Annotated in this window: 11 protein-coding genes; 10 read left to right on the plus strand and 1 reads right to left on the minus strand. The window is 41.8% G+C overall.

What is annotated here, in order from left to right; translation table 11 throughout:
- The first annotated feature begins 123 nt into the window (after window positions 1-123).
- The 9 genes from FBD94_RS22175 (at window position 124) to FBD94_RS22215 (ending at window position 14,383) form a co-directional block, all read left to right on the plus strand.
- Window positions 124-3,588, plus strand: a complete 3,465-nt coding sequence (locus FBD94_RS22175; RefSeq protein WP_136881824.1) for a SusC/RagA family TonB-linked outer membrane protein — start codon at window positions 124-126, stop codon at window positions 3,586-3,588.
- A gap of 10 nt (window positions 3,589-3,598) precedes the next feature.
- Window positions 3,599-5,083, plus strand: coding sequence for a RagB/SusD family nutrient uptake outer membrane protein (locus tag FBD94_RS22180; protein WP_136881825.1), 1,485 nt, complete (start codon window positions 3,599-3,601; stop codon window positions 5,081-5,083).
- 13 nt (window positions 5,084-5,096) lie between these two features.
- Window positions 5,097-5,951: a DUF4843 domain-containing protein gene (locus tag FBD94_RS22185; RefSeq protein WP_136881826.1), complete on the plus strand. Its 855-nt coding sequence runs from the start codon at window positions 5,097-5,099 to the stop codon at window positions 5,949-5,951.
- Window positions 5,952-5,963: 12 nt separating this feature from the next.
- On the plus strand, window positions 5,964-7,397 hold the full coding sequence (locus FBD94_RS22190; RefSeq protein ID WP_136881827.1) for a PKD-like family lipoprotein: 1,434 nt from the start codon (window positions 5,964-5,966) through the stop codon (window positions 7,395-7,397).
- Between the two features lie 93 nt (window positions 7,398-7,490).
- Window positions 7,491-8,633 carry a TlpA disulfide reductase family protein gene (locus FBD94_RS22195; protein ID WP_136881828.1) on the plus strand — a complete coding sequence of 381 codons (1,143 nt, stop codon included), beginning with the start codon at window positions 7,491-7,493 and terminating at the stop codon, window positions 8,631-8,633.
- Entirely contained in the window at window positions 8,633-10,498 is a 1,866-nt protein-coding gene (locus FBD94_RS22200) for a protein-disulfide reductase DsbD domain-containing protein (RefSeq protein ID WP_136881829.1), read from the plus strand. Before FBD94_RS22195 ends, FBD94_RS22200 begins: the two co-directional genes overlap by 1 nt.
- A gap of 20 nt (window positions 10,499-10,518) precedes the next feature.
- A complete protein-coding gene (locus tag FBD94_RS22205) occupies window positions 10,519-11,931 on the plus strand; it encodes an alpha-L-fucosidase (protein ID WP_136881830.1) in 1,413 nt (470 codons plus the stop codon).
- 10 nt (window positions 11,932-11,941) lie between these two features.
- Window positions 11,942-13,657 carry a trypsin-like peptidase domain-containing protein gene (locus FBD94_RS22210; RefSeq protein WP_136881831.1) on the plus strand — a complete coding sequence of 572 codons (1,716 nt, stop codon included), beginning with the start codon at window positions 11,942-11,944 and terminating at the stop codon, window positions 13,655-13,657.
- Window positions 13,658-13,801: 144 nt separating this feature from the next.
- Complete coding sequence (locus tag FBD94_RS22215; protein ID WP_131609327.1) at window positions 13,802-14,383, plus strand: RNA polymerase sigma factor; 582 nt, start codon at window positions 13,802-13,804, stop codon at window positions 14,381-14,383.
- 47 nt (window positions 14,384-14,430) lie between these two features.
- Here the strand turns inward: FBD94_RS22215 and FBD94_RS22220 are convergent, their stop codons facing one another.
- Window positions 14,431-15,474: a Fic family protein gene (locus tag FBD94_RS22220; protein ID WP_136881832.1), complete on the minus strand. Its 1,044-nt coding sequence runs from the start codon at window positions 15,472-15,474 to the stop codon at window positions 14,431-14,433.
- A gap of 145 nt (window positions 15,475-15,619) precedes the next feature.
- On the opposite strand from FBD94_RS22220, the gene FBD94_RS22225 reads away from it, so the two are divergent.
- Window positions 15,620-16,624 (plus strand): FecR family protein, encoded by a 1,005-nt coding sequence (locus tag FBD94_RS22225; RefSeq protein ID WP_136881833.1) that lies wholly within the window; start codon window positions 15,620-15,622, stop codon window positions 16,622-16,624.
- Window positions 16,625-16,708 lie beyond the last annotated feature (84 nt).

Below are 16,708 nucleotides of genomic sequence, written 5' to 3' on the forward strand. Positions count from 1 at the left end.
CGAGAACCACAAAAGATTTGACTAAAAAACCGGAAGCATCTCACCTCTTCCGGTCAAAAAAAAGTCAGCAGCCAGATGTTGAGACCGGGTTGCTATTTATTCACTTAATTCTATTCCAAAAGTATGAAATTAACTTTTCTTTACAACCCCGTATTTTCTATACGGCAGGTAAAGTACAAATTACTAATAGTGATGAAATTAACTGCTATTTTATTACTGATCGGCACGATGCATTTGTCTGCTGCGAGCTATTCACAAAGTGTTACTGTTTCCAGGAAAAACACTACACTTGAAACCGTTTTCGGAGATATTAAAAAGCAAACAGGCTACCTGTTTTTCTATAGTGGAAAGGTAAACCTGAACAGGCAAATACTCAATGTAGAATTGAAGAATGTTCCATTGGAGGAAGCCCTTAAGGCATGCCTTACTGACCAGAATTTAACTTTTAATATAGTCGATAAAACCATTGTAGTCCGAAACAAGATGGTTGACAATAATATCGAAACGGCTAATGCCCGGATTGATGTAACAGGGAAGGTGATCGACCCACAAAGCCAGACTGGAATTCCGGGGGTAAACATTACTATCAAAGGAAACAAAAGCATAAGGGCCCAAACCAATAGTAACGGGGAGTTTAAAATCGATGCCCAACCCGGTGATGTACTGGTTTTTACTTATATCGGATTTAAGGAAAAAGAAGTTAAGGTGGGTGATGCCAAGTTTTTAACCGTAAGCCTTGAAGCACAGATCAATCAAATGAACGATGTGGTGGTTACCGGTTACCAAACCATAAAGAAGGAAAGTTATACGGGTAATGCCATTACCATAAAAGGGGATGACTTGAAAAGAACAAATCCGCAGAATGTGCTCAAGGCGATTCAAAGCTTTGACCCTTCTTTCAGGTTGCTGGATAACAACTTAGCTGGATCAGATCCAAATGCCATGCCCAGAATAAACGTAAGAGGTGCAACCGCATTGCCGGGGCTGCCGCAGAATAAAGACGATGTTCTGGATCGTAATAACCTGTCCAGCTCCTTTAACTTACCCGCTTTTATCCTGGATGGTTTTGAAGTTTCCTTACAAAAAGTTGTAGACCTGGACATCAACCGCATTGAGTCAATAAACATATTAAAAGATGCAGCGGCTACAGCTGTATATGGTTCAAGAGCTGCCAATGGTGTAATGGTCATCACCACCAAAGCGCCCGTTTCCGGAAAACTGCAGTTATTTTACAATTCGGAACTTACCCTTTCTGCTCCGGATTTGTCTGGTTACAATGTACTTAATGCAAAAGACAAGATTGCTTATGAACAAATGGCCGGCTTGTACCGCAAACTTACGCCAGGTGTAGGTGATCTTACTCAAGACGCCCTGGACCAGGAACTTTTTAACAAGTTGAAAAATGTAGCCAGTGGTGTAGATACGTATTGGTTATCTCAACCACTTCGTAATGCATACGCACAGAAGCATTCCCTAAACATTCAGGGTGGGGACCAAAGTTTTCGCTATGGTATTGATATGCGTTACCAGACCCAGCCCGGTGTAATGAAAGGTGTAACCAGAGATCGATACAGTGGGGGCATGGATTTTACTTATATGCCATCTAAAAAGCTGATTTTCAGAAATAACCTTTCCATTAATCAAACCAACGGTGAAAACTCTCCTTACGGCAGTTTTTCTACCTACGCATCCATGAACCCGTATTACCCGAAAACCGACAATGCAGGCCGGATTGTACAGGAATTGGCCAGATGGCGCATAGACAGGAATGATGGAAACGGGACTGGTACTGAGCAATATAGAACCGCCTATGTTTTTAATCCGCTTTTTGAGGCTGGTCTGAACAACTTTAGTAAAGACAGCTATCTGGAATTGATAGATGCATTCACCATAGATTATAAATTGTCTGAAAGTTTCCGCTTAAAAGCGCTGATGAGCTTGAATCAAACCACATCAAAGTCTGATCGTTTTACGTCTCCTTTGAGCAGTCAGTTTTATACCTATGCTACCGATAAACTGAATAACAGGGGTAGTTACGATTATACCACTACGAATGCTTTTGGACTTGATGGAAACGTAACGTTGAATTATAATAAACAACTTGGCGAAAACTTTTTCAATCTGGTACTCGGTACAAATGTGATCGCGAGAAAATCAGATTTCAAATCTATCTCGGCTCAAGGTTTCTCGAATGACAAATTCACCAATATTGGTTTCGCCCGTATCTATAAGGAGAACTCAGCTCCCGGTGGCAATGTGCTGATCAACCGGACCCTGGGTGCTTTCTTTTCCGGAAACTATTCTTATAAAAACAGGTATCTGGCAGATGCCTCATTTAGAATGGACGGTTCTTCGTCATTTGGATCAAACAAGCGTTTCGCCCCTTTTTGGGCTACTGGTTTGGGATGGAACGTACATAACGAAAGCTTTCTGCAGGATGCTAAAATAATCAGCCAGCTGAGATTAAAAGCAAGTACAGGGCAGGTGGGGTCAGTTGGTTTTGATCCTTATATGTCACGGGCCATTTATCAATATGAGACAGGGAACTGGTATTCTACAGGTATTGGAGCTACGCTTGTAGGCTACGGCAACGATAACCTGGAATGGCAAAAAACCACGACCTATGACGCAGGTTTGGATTTAGGGCTTTTAAAAGATCGTATTGTGATCTCTCCACGTTATTATTACAAACTAACCAAAGGGTTGATTACAGACATTACACTCCCGCCATCCACGGGTTTTACAACCTATAAGGAAAACCTGGGTGACATCGCCAACAAAGGGTTTGAACTATACCTGACAGCAAATGCCTTCCGAAACGCGGATTGGAATGTCAACATTACGGCAAATGCAACGCATAATACGAACAAGCTGGTTAAGCTGTCTAATTCGTTGCAGGCCTTCAATGATAAAATCAATGGCATCCAAAACAGCCCGGACAACAATAAAGAAGGGGAAATTGGTTTAGCGACAATCCCTATCGTCCGTTATGCTGAAGGACAATCCCTTTATACCATTTATGGGGTGAAATCACTGGGCATTGATCCGGAAAACGGAAGGGAAATTTATGTTAAAAAGAACGGTAGTCTGACTTACGACTATGACATTGCTGACACTCAACCGATTGGCGATGGTACCCCAAAAATCTCCGGAAATTTTGGAAGTAACATCAGTTACAAAAGCTTCATGCTAAGCTTCAGCCTTTATTACCGCTTTGGTGGGCAGACTTACAACCAAACTCTGGTAGACAGGATCGAGAATGCTGATCCCCGCTTTAACGTAGACAGCAGGGCACTATCACAAAGATGGGTGAAGCCAGGCGATCATGCCTTGTATAAAAACATTGCTGATTTAACGGCAACAAAGGTAAGTTCAAGGTTCGTGCAAAAGGAAAACTTAATCGAACTGCAGTCTGTCTATATGAGTTATGACTTTAAAAAGGACTTTATCCGCAGAGCAGGCTTCCAGTCATTGAGGACAAGTATTACCATGAACGATATATTCAGGACATCAAGTGTAGGGATTGAACGGGGTATAGATTCTCCTTTCGCAAGAAATATCACCTTCTCTTTACAGGCTTCATTTTAACACAACTGACATGAAAATAAAATATTTATACATCATCGCCTGCATAATGGTATTTACCTCATGCAAAAAGTTCCTGGATGTTCAGCCAGAATCGGATGTGACGAAGGAACAGCTGTTTAGTACCGAAGAGGGCTTTAAAGAAGCACTTAATGGAGTGTATACCTATTGCAGTACCCTGGATTTGTACGGCGGTAACCTGACGGTGAGCAATCTCGACATTATTGCACAGAATTACGAGTTTACCGATCTGAATACGCAAAACGTGGCCGCTTTCAAATATGACGATCCGCAATGGGTGAGTAAAGCAGCACAGATCTGGACCAATGCCTATAAAGCAATAGGGAATTGCAACGCAATTCTGGAAGCTATTGATGAAAAGAAATCTGTATTTGCAGGTAAAAACTATGAGTTGATCAAAGGTGAAACACTCACTTTGCGGGCATATCTCCACTTTGATCTATTGAGAATGTATGCACCTTCTTACAAAAATAACCCAACGGCTAAGGCTATTCCCTATGTGACAGCTGTTTCCATTAAGGCCACCCCATTTTCTAATGTAACTGAAGTGTTGAATAAGCTCATTGCAGATCTTAATGAAGCCAAAATATTATTGAAGACTTCAGATCCGATCCTGGCCGCAGATTACAAAGTCGGTTATCCCGATAAAACCTATCCGGAAGGTACAGCCGAAAGTGCAAAATCTACAGAGACCAAAAATCCATCCCTTTTTCTCCAGAACAGAAGACACCGGATGAATTACTTTAGTACTTGCGGCGAATTGGCCAGGGTTTATTTGTACAAACAAGACCTGATCAATAGCCTCAGCAATGCTAAGGAAGTGATTGAAGCTAAGAAATTCCCATGGGCTCAGCAAGTTGATGTATTCAATACCAACAAAGAACAACGTGACAAGCTTTTTTATCCCGAAATAATTTCCTCCTGGGCTTTAGGTACTGATGCGATGAAGCATTTCGAGAATCGTTTTTCTGATGATAATGCTGATTTTGTGCCTACAATCATTCAAAAAGACCTGATTTATGAATCTGGATTGGGGGGAGAAGATTGGCGCTACAGACAATGGTTCCTCGATAACGTCGGGGCAAAACGTACTAATCTTCAGAAATATACCCGGAACTCACCCCCCCTGCGCAATATGCACCCGGTGGTTGCACCCGCCATCCGGTTGTCTGAAATGTTTTACATCGCCGCCGAAGCTAGCTTCGACAGTAATCCGAACCAGGCAACGGCCTATGTAGATAGTGTCCGTCTTCACCGTGGAATCCGGACTGTTTTATCCAAGACCATTGTAAAAGGTGATTTTATCAGAGAATTGGTCAAAGATGCCAGAAAGGAATTTTATGGAGAAAGCCAGATTTTCTATATGCACAAAAGGCTGAATCTGGATATTTTCAATACCAACGGGTTGATCTATCCTGCATCTGATAAAATCTTTGTTTTTCCTATGCCACTTGATGAGTTAGGTTACAGAAATTAAATTGATAAGCACCATGAAAACCAACATCAACTATATACTCTTGCTCAGCACACTTTTGTTTGCCTGCAAAAAAAATGAAATTACTCAGTATGAAACGCTTACTGACAATATTTCCCTGAATTATTTAGATGTCAAAGGCAATCCCGATACTGCAGCAATTACTTATTCTTTTGCGGAAAGTCCAGGTTTGGCCAGCGATACGATTTTTGTACCGGTTACTATAGCTGGTAAACGGGTGTCGACAGCCAGGAAATTTATTTTAACTGTGGTCGATAGTTTAACTACCGCCCGCGTAAACCTGCATTATGAAGCCTTGAAACCTTATTATGTAATTCCTGCGGATTCTGGAAAGGTACTCGTTCCGGTTATCCTTAAAAATATAGATCCCGAACTGGCCAATAGTTCGGTTGTCCTTGGTCTGAGGGTTATTGGAGGAGAAGATTTTGAAGGATTATTGCCGGTTCCCATTCGTACGAAGCGGATTATGTACTCCAACAGGCTGGAACAGCCGGTATGGTGGGTATGGTGGCAAGGCAATCTCGGTCCTTATAGCAGAACCGCGCACAAGTTGTACCTAATTTCAGGTGGTGGTGAATTGGTGAATACCAGTGCGCCAAATGGCTTTCTTGGTATTCCAAGGTCACTTTACTATCTTCAAAATGCCCGGAATTTCACCCGGGATCCTTTTGCATGGGTAGCAAGATATCCCGAAAAAGGATACATACTCACGAAAAGAACAGACGGAACGGAAGATTATGATTTTTATCATGCGGATGCGCCAACCATTAAAACGTATGTCAAATTCTTCCCGCAAGTCAACAGCTACTTCTTTATGAATGAGAATGGCAATCAAATTATCATGAACTAAGTATATACCATCATGAAACAAAAACTTTTATACCTACTGGCTTTTGCAGCCATCTTTTATACCTCCTGTAAAAAGGACCTGGGAAACTACACCTATTCCCCGCCATCGGAGCCAGTCGTGAAAGGCATTCTGGATGCTAATATTCCTGCGTTAATCGGTGATTCGCTGATTATCAAGCCCGAAGTCAGCCTGGCAGGAGCAGATCCTTTAAAGGATCTTACCTTCGAATGGAGGATTACATTACTGGAAGAATTGAGAGAGATCAGTTACACAGGCTATCCACTAAAAATGCTGTTTAACCTGGGAACGGGCGAACGGAGTTCAACTTTAATTGTTACTGATAAAAGGAACGGCCTGATCTATAAATACAAGTTTAAAATCACCGGAACCACACAGTTTTCTCAGGGAACGCTGATTCTAAGTAACGATGGCGGAACAGCTAAACTCTCTTTTGTAAAGCCAGACAATACCATTTTGGCAAATATTTATGAGAGCCTTCAAACGGGATCTCTGCCGAAAAATCCGGTGCAGCTTTATTATTCCAAACCACTTCCTTACCAATTGCTGTCTAAAGAGGAATATTGGATATTGTGTAATGACCCCGCAACGGGAAGTGCGATTGTTAATCCAAGTACGCTATTATACAAAGACAATTTTAAATCCCAGTTTTTCTTGCCGGCAAGTACAATTGTTCCAGGGCGTATGGAGACGTTGATGGGGACAGTTGCACAGGGGGTCATTAATGGAAAGCTTTTTATAGGCGTGCAGTCTACCGCACCGTTTGCCCCTGATTATGGCAAGTTTGCCAATGAACAAATTGGCGATTATACTTTGTCTCCTTACTTTACCCATGGCGGTGCCTTTTACCTGGGGTACGACCTTAAATCCAAAGGCCTTGTTACGTTTGATGGTGGAGGAAATTACCTTGGAAAAACCTATACCTCCAGTACATTGCCGACAGCTCCATTTGATCCTAAAAATATCGGGCTGACAAATCTTATTTATATGAAAGCAAGTTCAGCTGGTACAACCTATGCTTTTTTCAAAGAAGCTGACGGCAATACCTATGAGTTGAGATTCAACAATCAGCTTACGGCAGATACGAAGTCGATCGTTGCCGAAGAAAAGCGCATCTTCGCAGGTTCTTCGCTTGTTCAGGCAGATTCCAAATGGGTACGAAACAGTATCAACGTATTCTATTTTTCAACCAATGATAAGGTTTATCGTTACAATCCGATCGGGCAGACCTTAGAAATGCAGGAGGCGAATTTTGCAGGAAAGAAAATCTCAATGATTAAAATCAGCGATGACGGCAATAAGTTGTATGTCGGTGTGGAGGGAGCCTTACATACACTTGATATCTCCGGGACTAAAAAAGGGAATATCTTGAGTACCATAAACGGCATACCGGGCTCACCCGTAGACTTTTTAACCAGGACAAATTAATAGCGGGAAATGAAAATGCATCCGGTCAGGCTCAGCCAGGCCGGATGCATATCGCACCGCTCAAATGGAAAAATAGCTAAAAACACAAGAATCATGAAACTAAAAATTTTAATGCTGGCGACTTTATTACCCGTCATGGCCATAGCACAAACACCTAATTTTACAATTACTGGTAAAATAGGAAACCTTAATGCACCTGCAAAGATGTATATTGATTATAACTCAGAAGGAGAAGGGAAATCAGATTCCGCAACGCTTGTAAATGGGGCGTTTAAATTTACCGGGAATATAGCGGGAATTGCTAATTCAAGAATGACGCTTTCTCGTGAAGGCATCCGCGACAAAGAGATCTACGGAACCAAAGGCTTGGGAGATGTGGTTTATGTCAGCTTTGGCAAAGAAAAGATACAGATCAATTCGCCAGATTCGCTCTACAATGCAAAATGGACGGGCTCCAAAGTCTATAACGAAATGCTGGCTTTTGATAAACAAGTTGGCCCTACAGTAATGACTGTACACCACAATGCCAATGTTGCTATCAACAGGTCGAGTCCTGCGCAGCAAAAAGATACAGCTTATTTCAAGGCGCTGGATAAGCAAGTGCAGGCATTGAGAATTGCACGCGGACAAAAGATGCTGGTTTTTGCGAAAAATAATCCTAATTCTTACTTTGCGTTGCAAGCATTGTCAGAATCTGTAAGTGGATATGGTGTGAAATCAGATATGGTATTGCCTTTGTTTAATAAACTAAGTGAGCCATTACGCCTGTCGTATACCGGTCAGGGACTATACAAACTATTAAATGCACACATTGTCACTGCCATAGGCGTTAATGCACCCAATTTTACCCAGCAGGATGTCAACGGTAAATCCGTTTCATTAGTTGACTTTAAAGGCAAATATGTGCTGATAGAATTTTGGGCCAGCTGGTGTTCTCCATGTCGCGCGGAAAGTCCGAATTTGCTGAAGCAGTATGCTTCATTTAAAGACAAAGGATTCGAAATCCTGGGTGTATCCGTAGATAGCGACAAAGCTAAATGGTTGGAAGCAATCAAAAAAGACGGACTAACATGGCCGCAAATCTCTGACCTCAAAGGCTGGGATAATGAAGCCCGCAAGGTCTATGGTATCTCAGGCGTTCCTGCCAATTTCCTGGTCAGCCCTGAAGGCAAGATCATCGGTTCCCACCTGATGGGTGAGGCCCTGAATAAAAAATTAGCTGAATTGATGAACTAATGAAGAAACTATTCACGATCGCGTTGGTGTTGCTGACGATGCAGCAGGCGTTTGCGAAGGAGAAGATCCAGCTAAAGGTATTATACGTAGGTTACAAGCCCGAAAAACCAATGCCAGCTGATGTGGTCTATTATAGTACCTCTGCCACTGTGGTCGCCAAAATGTACCAGACACGAATGGCGGATTTCAAAGCTTTTTTAGAGACCCGCTTTCAGGAAGTCAAAACTGTGGATGTACGCGATTACACTGCAGAGATGTCTAATGGTGTGGATGTCACGATCATGGATGCGGGCCCGGTAAAACTGCCAGCTGATTTCAGTCGTCCGATGATCCTAATGCATGCTATGGCACCCAACGTTGGGTTGCCTATAGGCCTTAAGTTCGATTGGTACTGCCAGTGCCTGGATGATGAAGCCCTGAACATCAAAACCACACATGCCATCTTCAATGCCCCTAACAAAGTTAAATTGACGATGCAGAACAAACCCACTCCGGGTTCATTTTTCAACGGACACCAAGGTGAGAAAACGCCAAAAAGCATGCCGATGTGGCAAGTGGTAAAAGGAGATCTTCCCGCAGGTCAAAAATACCTGATCGGTATGGTCTCGCATGGTGAAGGCTTTGAAGACTCTCCGGATGCGGAAGTGATTTCAGGGGGTGTATGCCTGAAAAATGCCGAAGCAGTAGCACTAGGCAGGCAAGGGAATTATTTCATGTGGGGCTTCTCAGGATCTCCAGATTACATGACCGATGAGGCGAAAGATGTATTTGTAAACACTGTTTGTTATATAAAAAAATACGATCATAAGCCCGCCATCGTCAAAAAGGTGCAGATTGAAACCCGTACCAGCATAGATGAAAAAATCTATCGGATAAGCAGAGCGCTGTATGACAAAGCAATCGTGTCCCGGAAGGTAGGAAACGAAAGGCTGCTTAAACTACAAAAAGAACTCAGAGATAAAAAGGATGCCGGAGAAGATATCGGTAAAGGTAATGAGCAATTTCTTAAAATGCCGGTTACCAATGCGATGGAAAGCTTTGAAGACTACCTGAAGACGCAAGCGGGTGACGCGCTATTTGCGAAGTTCGGCACCAATACCGCACTATATCACCAATACTTCCGAGAAAACTATGAGTATTTCTATCCTGCCAATGCCTATGCTTTACAATTGGATGCGGATGCAGCTCAAATGAAGAAATCCAATCGCAAGCCAGCCATACTGGAACATTGCATTACAATGTTGGAAAGAAAGCAGGATGAAGCAATGGCAAAACGCGTACTCTTGCGTTATACTAACGAAAGCTTTACCACTGCGGCAGAATGGAGAAATTGGTTCAATACCAATAAACAAAAGCTTTTCTTTACCGAGGCTGCTGGGTTTAAATTTATCGTGAACACCTTTGGTCAATCCGGGCAGCAAAACAAAAGCGCATCAGTAAGTCTCACTGAGAAAACTTCGGCTCAAATTGCCGGGCCTACAATTGAAGACCCGGTAGCAGTTTCGGCGAAACTGGTTTACGGACAAAATAGCAACACCGCAAGGCTTTATATCGATGCAGCCATCTTAAAAGGCTGGCATACCTATGCACTTCTTCCTGATGACAGCCCCTTCATACCCGTAAAAGTACTCCTGGAACTGCCAGAAGGCGTAAGCATTAAAGGGGAGTGGCAATCTTCTCCATCCGTTCCGTTTCCCGGATATGAAGGCGTATTTATCTTTGAGGACAAGGCTACGTTTTCCATAGAATTGAGTCTTGTAAATGTAAAGCCAGGCTCGGCAATCAGCTGCGGCATGTCTTACCAGACTTGTGACGAAAATAAGTGTTTCCCGCCCGGCAAAAAAATGGTTGACATCAAAATCTGAATTTTCAGTGAACACACAATATGAAATGTAAACTCTTAGTTGTTGCCGCATTCTTATGCGCTTTCGGCTGCGCTGCTTCTATAAATAGTGCCTTCGCGCAAAGCCGCACGGATCAGCGCCCGCTTCAACAGTTGCAACAAGCTTTTGTCGACCTTGGATTCGGGATGTTTATCCATTACAACATCCCTACCTATATGAACGATGATTGGGCGGATCCAGATGCATCCCCCGAAATCTTTAACCCTAAAAAACTTAATACAGATCAATGGGCTAAAGCCGCTAAATCCGCAAATATGTCTTATGGTTGTTTAACAACCAAACACCATAGCGGATTTGCGATATGGGATACTAAAACGACAGATTATAATGTGATGAATAGTCCCTTGAAACGGGATGTGGTTAAAGAATACGTAACTTCTTTTCGTAAAGCAGGATTGAAGGTGATGTTGTATTATTCTATTTTAGATACACACCATAAACTTCGTCCAGGCCAAATTAGCCCGGTACATATCAAAATGGTCAAAGAACAACTCACCGAGTTGCTGACTAATTATGGTGAAATCTCTGCTTTGGTTATTGATGGATGGGACGCACCATGGTCCAGAATTTCCTACGATGATGTCCCTTTTGAAGAGATTTACAATTTAATAAAGTCCATACAGCCAAACTGTTTGGTGATGGATTTAAACGCGGCCAAATACCCGACTGAAGCTTTGTTTTACACCGATATTAAATCGTATGAGCAAGGTGCCGGTCAGCACATCTCTAAAGAGCACAATAAATTACCTGCCCTGGCGTGTTTACCCCTACAGGAAAACTGGTTTTGGAAAACATCTTTTCCAACCACAGCAGTCAAGTCTCCTGAGAAAATGATAAATGAAAATGCTGTTCCTTACAACCAGGTTTATTGCAATTTCATCCTCAACGTGGCCCCTAACCGTGATGGTTTAATTGACGACAATGCCCTTGTTGCATTGCGTGAAATGGGTAAACTATATAAACCAATCGGCGGATTTCCTAAATTTCCTGCGGCAGAAGCACCTGTTATTTCGTCGAATCTGGCCAAAAGAAAGCCGGCCAACGGAAGCTGGAGCTGGGACATGTCCATCATGGACTTTGCTGTTGATGATGATTTCAGCTCTAACTGGACCTCGCACCCGACAGTTAAAAACCCTTGGTTTGAGGTCGACCTTATCAAAGAAACGGCCTTTAACGCGATTGTAATTACCCAGGCAAAATCTGATCAGGTATCCTATACTATCGAGTATTTTGCTAACAGTTCATGGCATCCTTTAGCCGAAGGGAAAAGCAAATCGAGAATCTTAATACACCGTTTCGGCCGTATCTGGGGGAATAAGGTGAGGATTAAATATCTGTCGTTTGATAGCGTTCCTTCGATTGCGGAATTCGGAGTATTCAACGAGAGAAGGTAAAACCTGTAATATGACAAAATTTCTTATTTGTATTGCTACACTGTTCCTAATCACAGGAACAGGTAGCAATGCCTATGCACAAAAATTCAACCCCGACCGTTTAACGATTACCGTCCAAAAAGTCATTCAAAAGGCATCTGCGGCAAGTGTCAGGATGTGGGGTTATGATATAGAAAAGCAAATCCGGACCGGTGGACAATTCAGTGGCGTGGTTGTCAGCGCAAGCGGGCATATCCTTACCGCTGCACACGTAAACAAGCCTGGTGCTACCTACAAAGTAATGTTCCCGGATGGATCGGAGCATATTGCCCGAGGCTTGGGCGAAATCGAGCTAGAAGGCAATACCTCGGTTCCCGACGTGGCGATGATGAAGATCATCGAGCAAGGTACATGGCCCTATGCAGAGATGGGCTGGTCGTCGAGCCTGAAAAAACACGAACCCTGTATCAGTATAGCCTATCCTGAAAGTCTTAACCAATCCCTGCCTACGGTACGCTTTGGCTATGTGGCTGAAGTACTAAATAAACGCGGCTTCATTACATCCACCTGTATCATGGAACCAGGAGATTCAGGTGGCCCGCTGTTCGATTACCATGGCCGATTAATCGGTCTGCATAGCGCAATTGATGTTGGCGAGCAGGATAACTTTGAGGTCCCGGTTGATCTTTACCGAAAATACTGGACAGCATTAAATAAAGCAGAAACTTATAAAGCATTTCCTGCTTTGGAAGATGAGATTGGCATAGATCCAATCGTTGCGGAGCTTACAGGATTACCGGGACTGGAAACACCGGAGATCAGTTTCGGGAAAAATGCAGCTAAACTCCAGGGGACTGTCTGTCTGCTCAAAAGCCTGCTGGATGGTAAATTGCAAACAATACAGGCCACGCTGATTCAAGCTGACGGTTCTCCTTTAAACAATAAACTTAAAAACCGCAGCCTTTTAGTCAGCAAAAGTTCTTTGGTTGGACAAAATCCAGTCATTGAGCTTGATGGAAAAGAAGTTGCCGCCACAGTTATTGCCCGGGACAGAAATAATGATCTGGTTTTGCTTTCCACTGCTGTTAAACTTAAAGGAGGTATAAAATTGTCGGCACTAAATTCCGATACTTTGACACTTAGCCAGTTGGGGGAATTTTTAATCTCACCGCAATCCAATAATACTTATAAAATTAGTGTCATCGGTAGTGCTGCATTTGAATTGCCTAAAATGAGCAGTGCAGGGTACCTGGGTGCTGGAATTGGATTTAACGAAGGTAAACTAACCATAACCGGCATAAACCCTGGTTCAGCTGCCAGCAAAGCTGACTTGCAGCCTGGAGATCATATTGCTGGTATTGATAAAATAAACATCATTCAGCCATTTGATTTTATCAGTGCTTACCAGAAATATTGGCCGGGGGATAAAATCGCCCTTAAAATAACTCGTAAAAATAGTGAGCCCTTAAAAGATACCATCCTGATCAGGGAAGTTACCCTGGGAACAATGCCTCAAATCAGTTTTAACCATCCTGCGGAGAATTTTGCAGGAGGGAAAAGTTTCAGGCGTGATGGGTTCAGTAAGGTATTCTCACATGATGCCATCTTGAGGCCAGAGCAGTGCGGGGGGCCTGTATTTGACGCGAAAGGACATTTCTATGGAATAAATATTGCCCGTTACAGTAGAGTAAGCGGCCTTGTGATGCCCACAGCACTTATTCTGCAGTTAGTTAAGGCATACAATTAAAAATTATTTTTTTCTTCCTATGTCCGGCAATTGCCCCCTTCAATTTAATCCCTCATTTTCTTAATCGTGTTAAAATTTTGTAACTTTCCCATTAATAATCGAAAGATTGAGATTCTGAGATAAAATCTACTAAATTTGTAGAACATGAGGTTGTCTGTCGGTAGGGAAATAGAATTATTAGAAAAACTTAAACTACAAGATCCAAAAGCATTTTCGCAGTTGTACAACTTGTATGTAAAGAAGATCTATGCCTATGCCTTGGGAATTCTTAAATCTCCTGCACTTGCTGAAGACATCACTCAAGATACTTTTGTTAAATTATGGGAACATGCCGCCAGCATTCAAACAGACCGCTCTGTTCAGGCTTTCCTTTTTACCATTGCCAGAAACCTGTCGCTAAATGTAATTAAACGAGCATCAAGGGAAACCTGGATTTCGGATGAACTATTTACACATGCCATACATCAATCTGAAGATGGTTTGCAATATACCGAGCGAAAACAAACAGGTGAGTTCATTAGTTTGGCGGTAAATCAGCTTCCACCTAAGCGGAAGGCCATTTATGAACTTTGCAGAGAGGATGGTTATTCCTATAAACAGGCTGCGGAGAAATTAGGCATTAAAGACAGTACTGTAAACAGTCAAATGGTAAAGGCACTTAAAACGATTAAAGATTTTATGGTTCGTAATGGGGCCTTGCTATTCATTTTGTTTTATCCCCATTAGCTTCCCTGATTAGTTTAGAACTATTGGGGATAGCCATCTAAAAGAATTTATCGAGTATAGAAGGTTCCTTTGCCTACTCCATGTTTTTGAAGTTGTTTTTGTAATGCCAAATTTTCCAAGTGCTTTTTGATCGTATTCCTATTAGCCCCGGTAATTGTAACAATATTACTAATAGTTACTTGTCCCCTGGATTTTACCAGTTCTAAAATATCTACAGATAATTGTGGAAGTTGCCCCAAGAGTAAGTATTCTTTCTCGAGTTTTATCTCCAATCTTTGTTTTTGCTTCAATAAGGCTTTCAAGAAAAACAATACCCAAGGTTGCCAATCAGGAGCGTCATTTTCCAATGTTCCCTGAGTTTGCCTAAGTGCCAGATAATATCCTTCTTTGCTATGTTCAATGATTGATTCAAGTGAACTATATGGCACATATGCATATCCTGTGGATAACAATAAATAAGTAGTCAATACCCTTGAAAGTCTTCCATTGCCATCTTGAAACGGGTGTATGGCTAAAAATTCTACAACAAAAATAGCCGTAACCAATATTGGATGTAATGATTTATTAGCCAGAGTTTCATTTGTCCATTCCACTAAATGTTGCATTCTTAATGGTGTATCAAAAGGACTCGCTGTAACAAAAATAACCCCAACACTTTTACCACCGGAATTAAACACCTCTACCTGATTACTATGTTTTTTATATTCACCACGATGACGAGAGTCTTTATCACTATATCTCAGTAAATCTCTGTGAAACTGACGTATATAATTTTCAGTAAGAGGGATTTCCTGGTAATTCTCAAAAACGGTACTCATTACTGCTGCGTAACCCGCAACTTCCTGTTCGTCACGATTTTCAAATTTTTGAATTTGTAAATTAGAGAGTAGCATTTCTACTTGCCTGTCATTTAACTTACTACCTTCTATGCGGGTTGAGGATCCTATACTTTCGATAGTAGCGACTCTTCTTAAAGAGGTTAGTTGTTCAGGTGCGAGATTACCCAATACCTTCCACGTACCTTTAAATTCATCTATGCCCGAAATAATGCTTAAAATTTCAGGTGTTATCGTAAGTGAGTTGATCTTCATTATCCAAAAATATACCCAAATATACCCATAAAAACATATATACTATCTAAAGTGACAGTCCTCTTCAAAAAAAGAATATTTATTTTCAATTGGAGTAAATGTACCCTGCCTGTTAATTGTAATATAATAAACAGGCAAAGAAAAATTGGAAAATCAGGTCAAAGAATTATTTATAAATTTCATTTTAAACCGCTGTAGTCTTGCTGAAATAAAGCAGGTCGAGGCTTTTGTTAAAGCTGGTGGTTATGAAGAAGAGTGGCGCCAGGCATTGGAAGCTACAGAACAGGAATTTGCCAATTCGGCGCATCCAAATCTGAATATAGATGAAGCTAAGCTTTTTGAGAAAATAAATCAAGCTATTGAGGATAAATTACCGGTAAAAAAACATTGGAATTGGACATGGATAGCTGCGGCAGCAGTGTTGGTATTGGTAGCAAGCATTGGTGTGTTACAATTAAGGTCAGGTGTTGAACAAAGAGATTTGGCCGGAATAAAAAAGACGAGTCAGGCACCGAAAAAAAATGAGGCCCATAAATGGGTTAAACTACCTGACGGAAGTTCTGTGCAATTAAATCAGGGTAGCTATCTGGAGTATGCCGACACTTTTGAAGGGAAGGCCCTACGGGAAGTTCGCCTAATAGGAGAAGCGTATTTCGATATTAAGCATGATGCCAGGCATCCCTTTGTAATCCATACCGGAAAAATTAAAACTACTGTATTGGGCACTGCCTTTAACATTAGCGCTTATGATGCCAATAATGCGGTAACTGTAACGGTAACACGCGGAAAAGTTAAGGTAGAGAACGGAAAGAAAATGCTGGCCGTTTTAACCCCAGACCAGCAATTGGCATGGAATACCAAATTACCCGATCCAGTAAAAATGAAAGTCAATGCTGCTGAGGTTGTGGAGTGGAAAAAACATGATCTGATCATGGATGATATAACCTTAGGCGAAGCTGCAGAAATGATAGCAGAGCGTTATGGTGTGAAAATTCAGTTTAACAATGAGAAGGTGAAATCGTGTCGCTTTACAGCGGCTTTTTTAAATAGAAATGATATTACTCAGGTATTGAGTGTGGTAGAAGATATTACAGGAGCAACATTAACCTTAAAAAACAATCTGGTTACGATCGACGGACCGGGATGTTAAATAATAAAAAAACCTAAACAACCAGAAATGAACAACAAGGCATCACCATAATATTTACACGCCAAACCAAAAGAAGCAAACCCC

The sequence above is a fragment of the Pedobacter hiemivivus genome, from assembly GCF_005144565.1.
Taxonomy (GTDB): Bacteria; Bacteroidota; Bacteroidia; order Sphingobacteriales; family Sphingobacteriaceae; genus Pedobacter; species Pedobacter hiemivivus.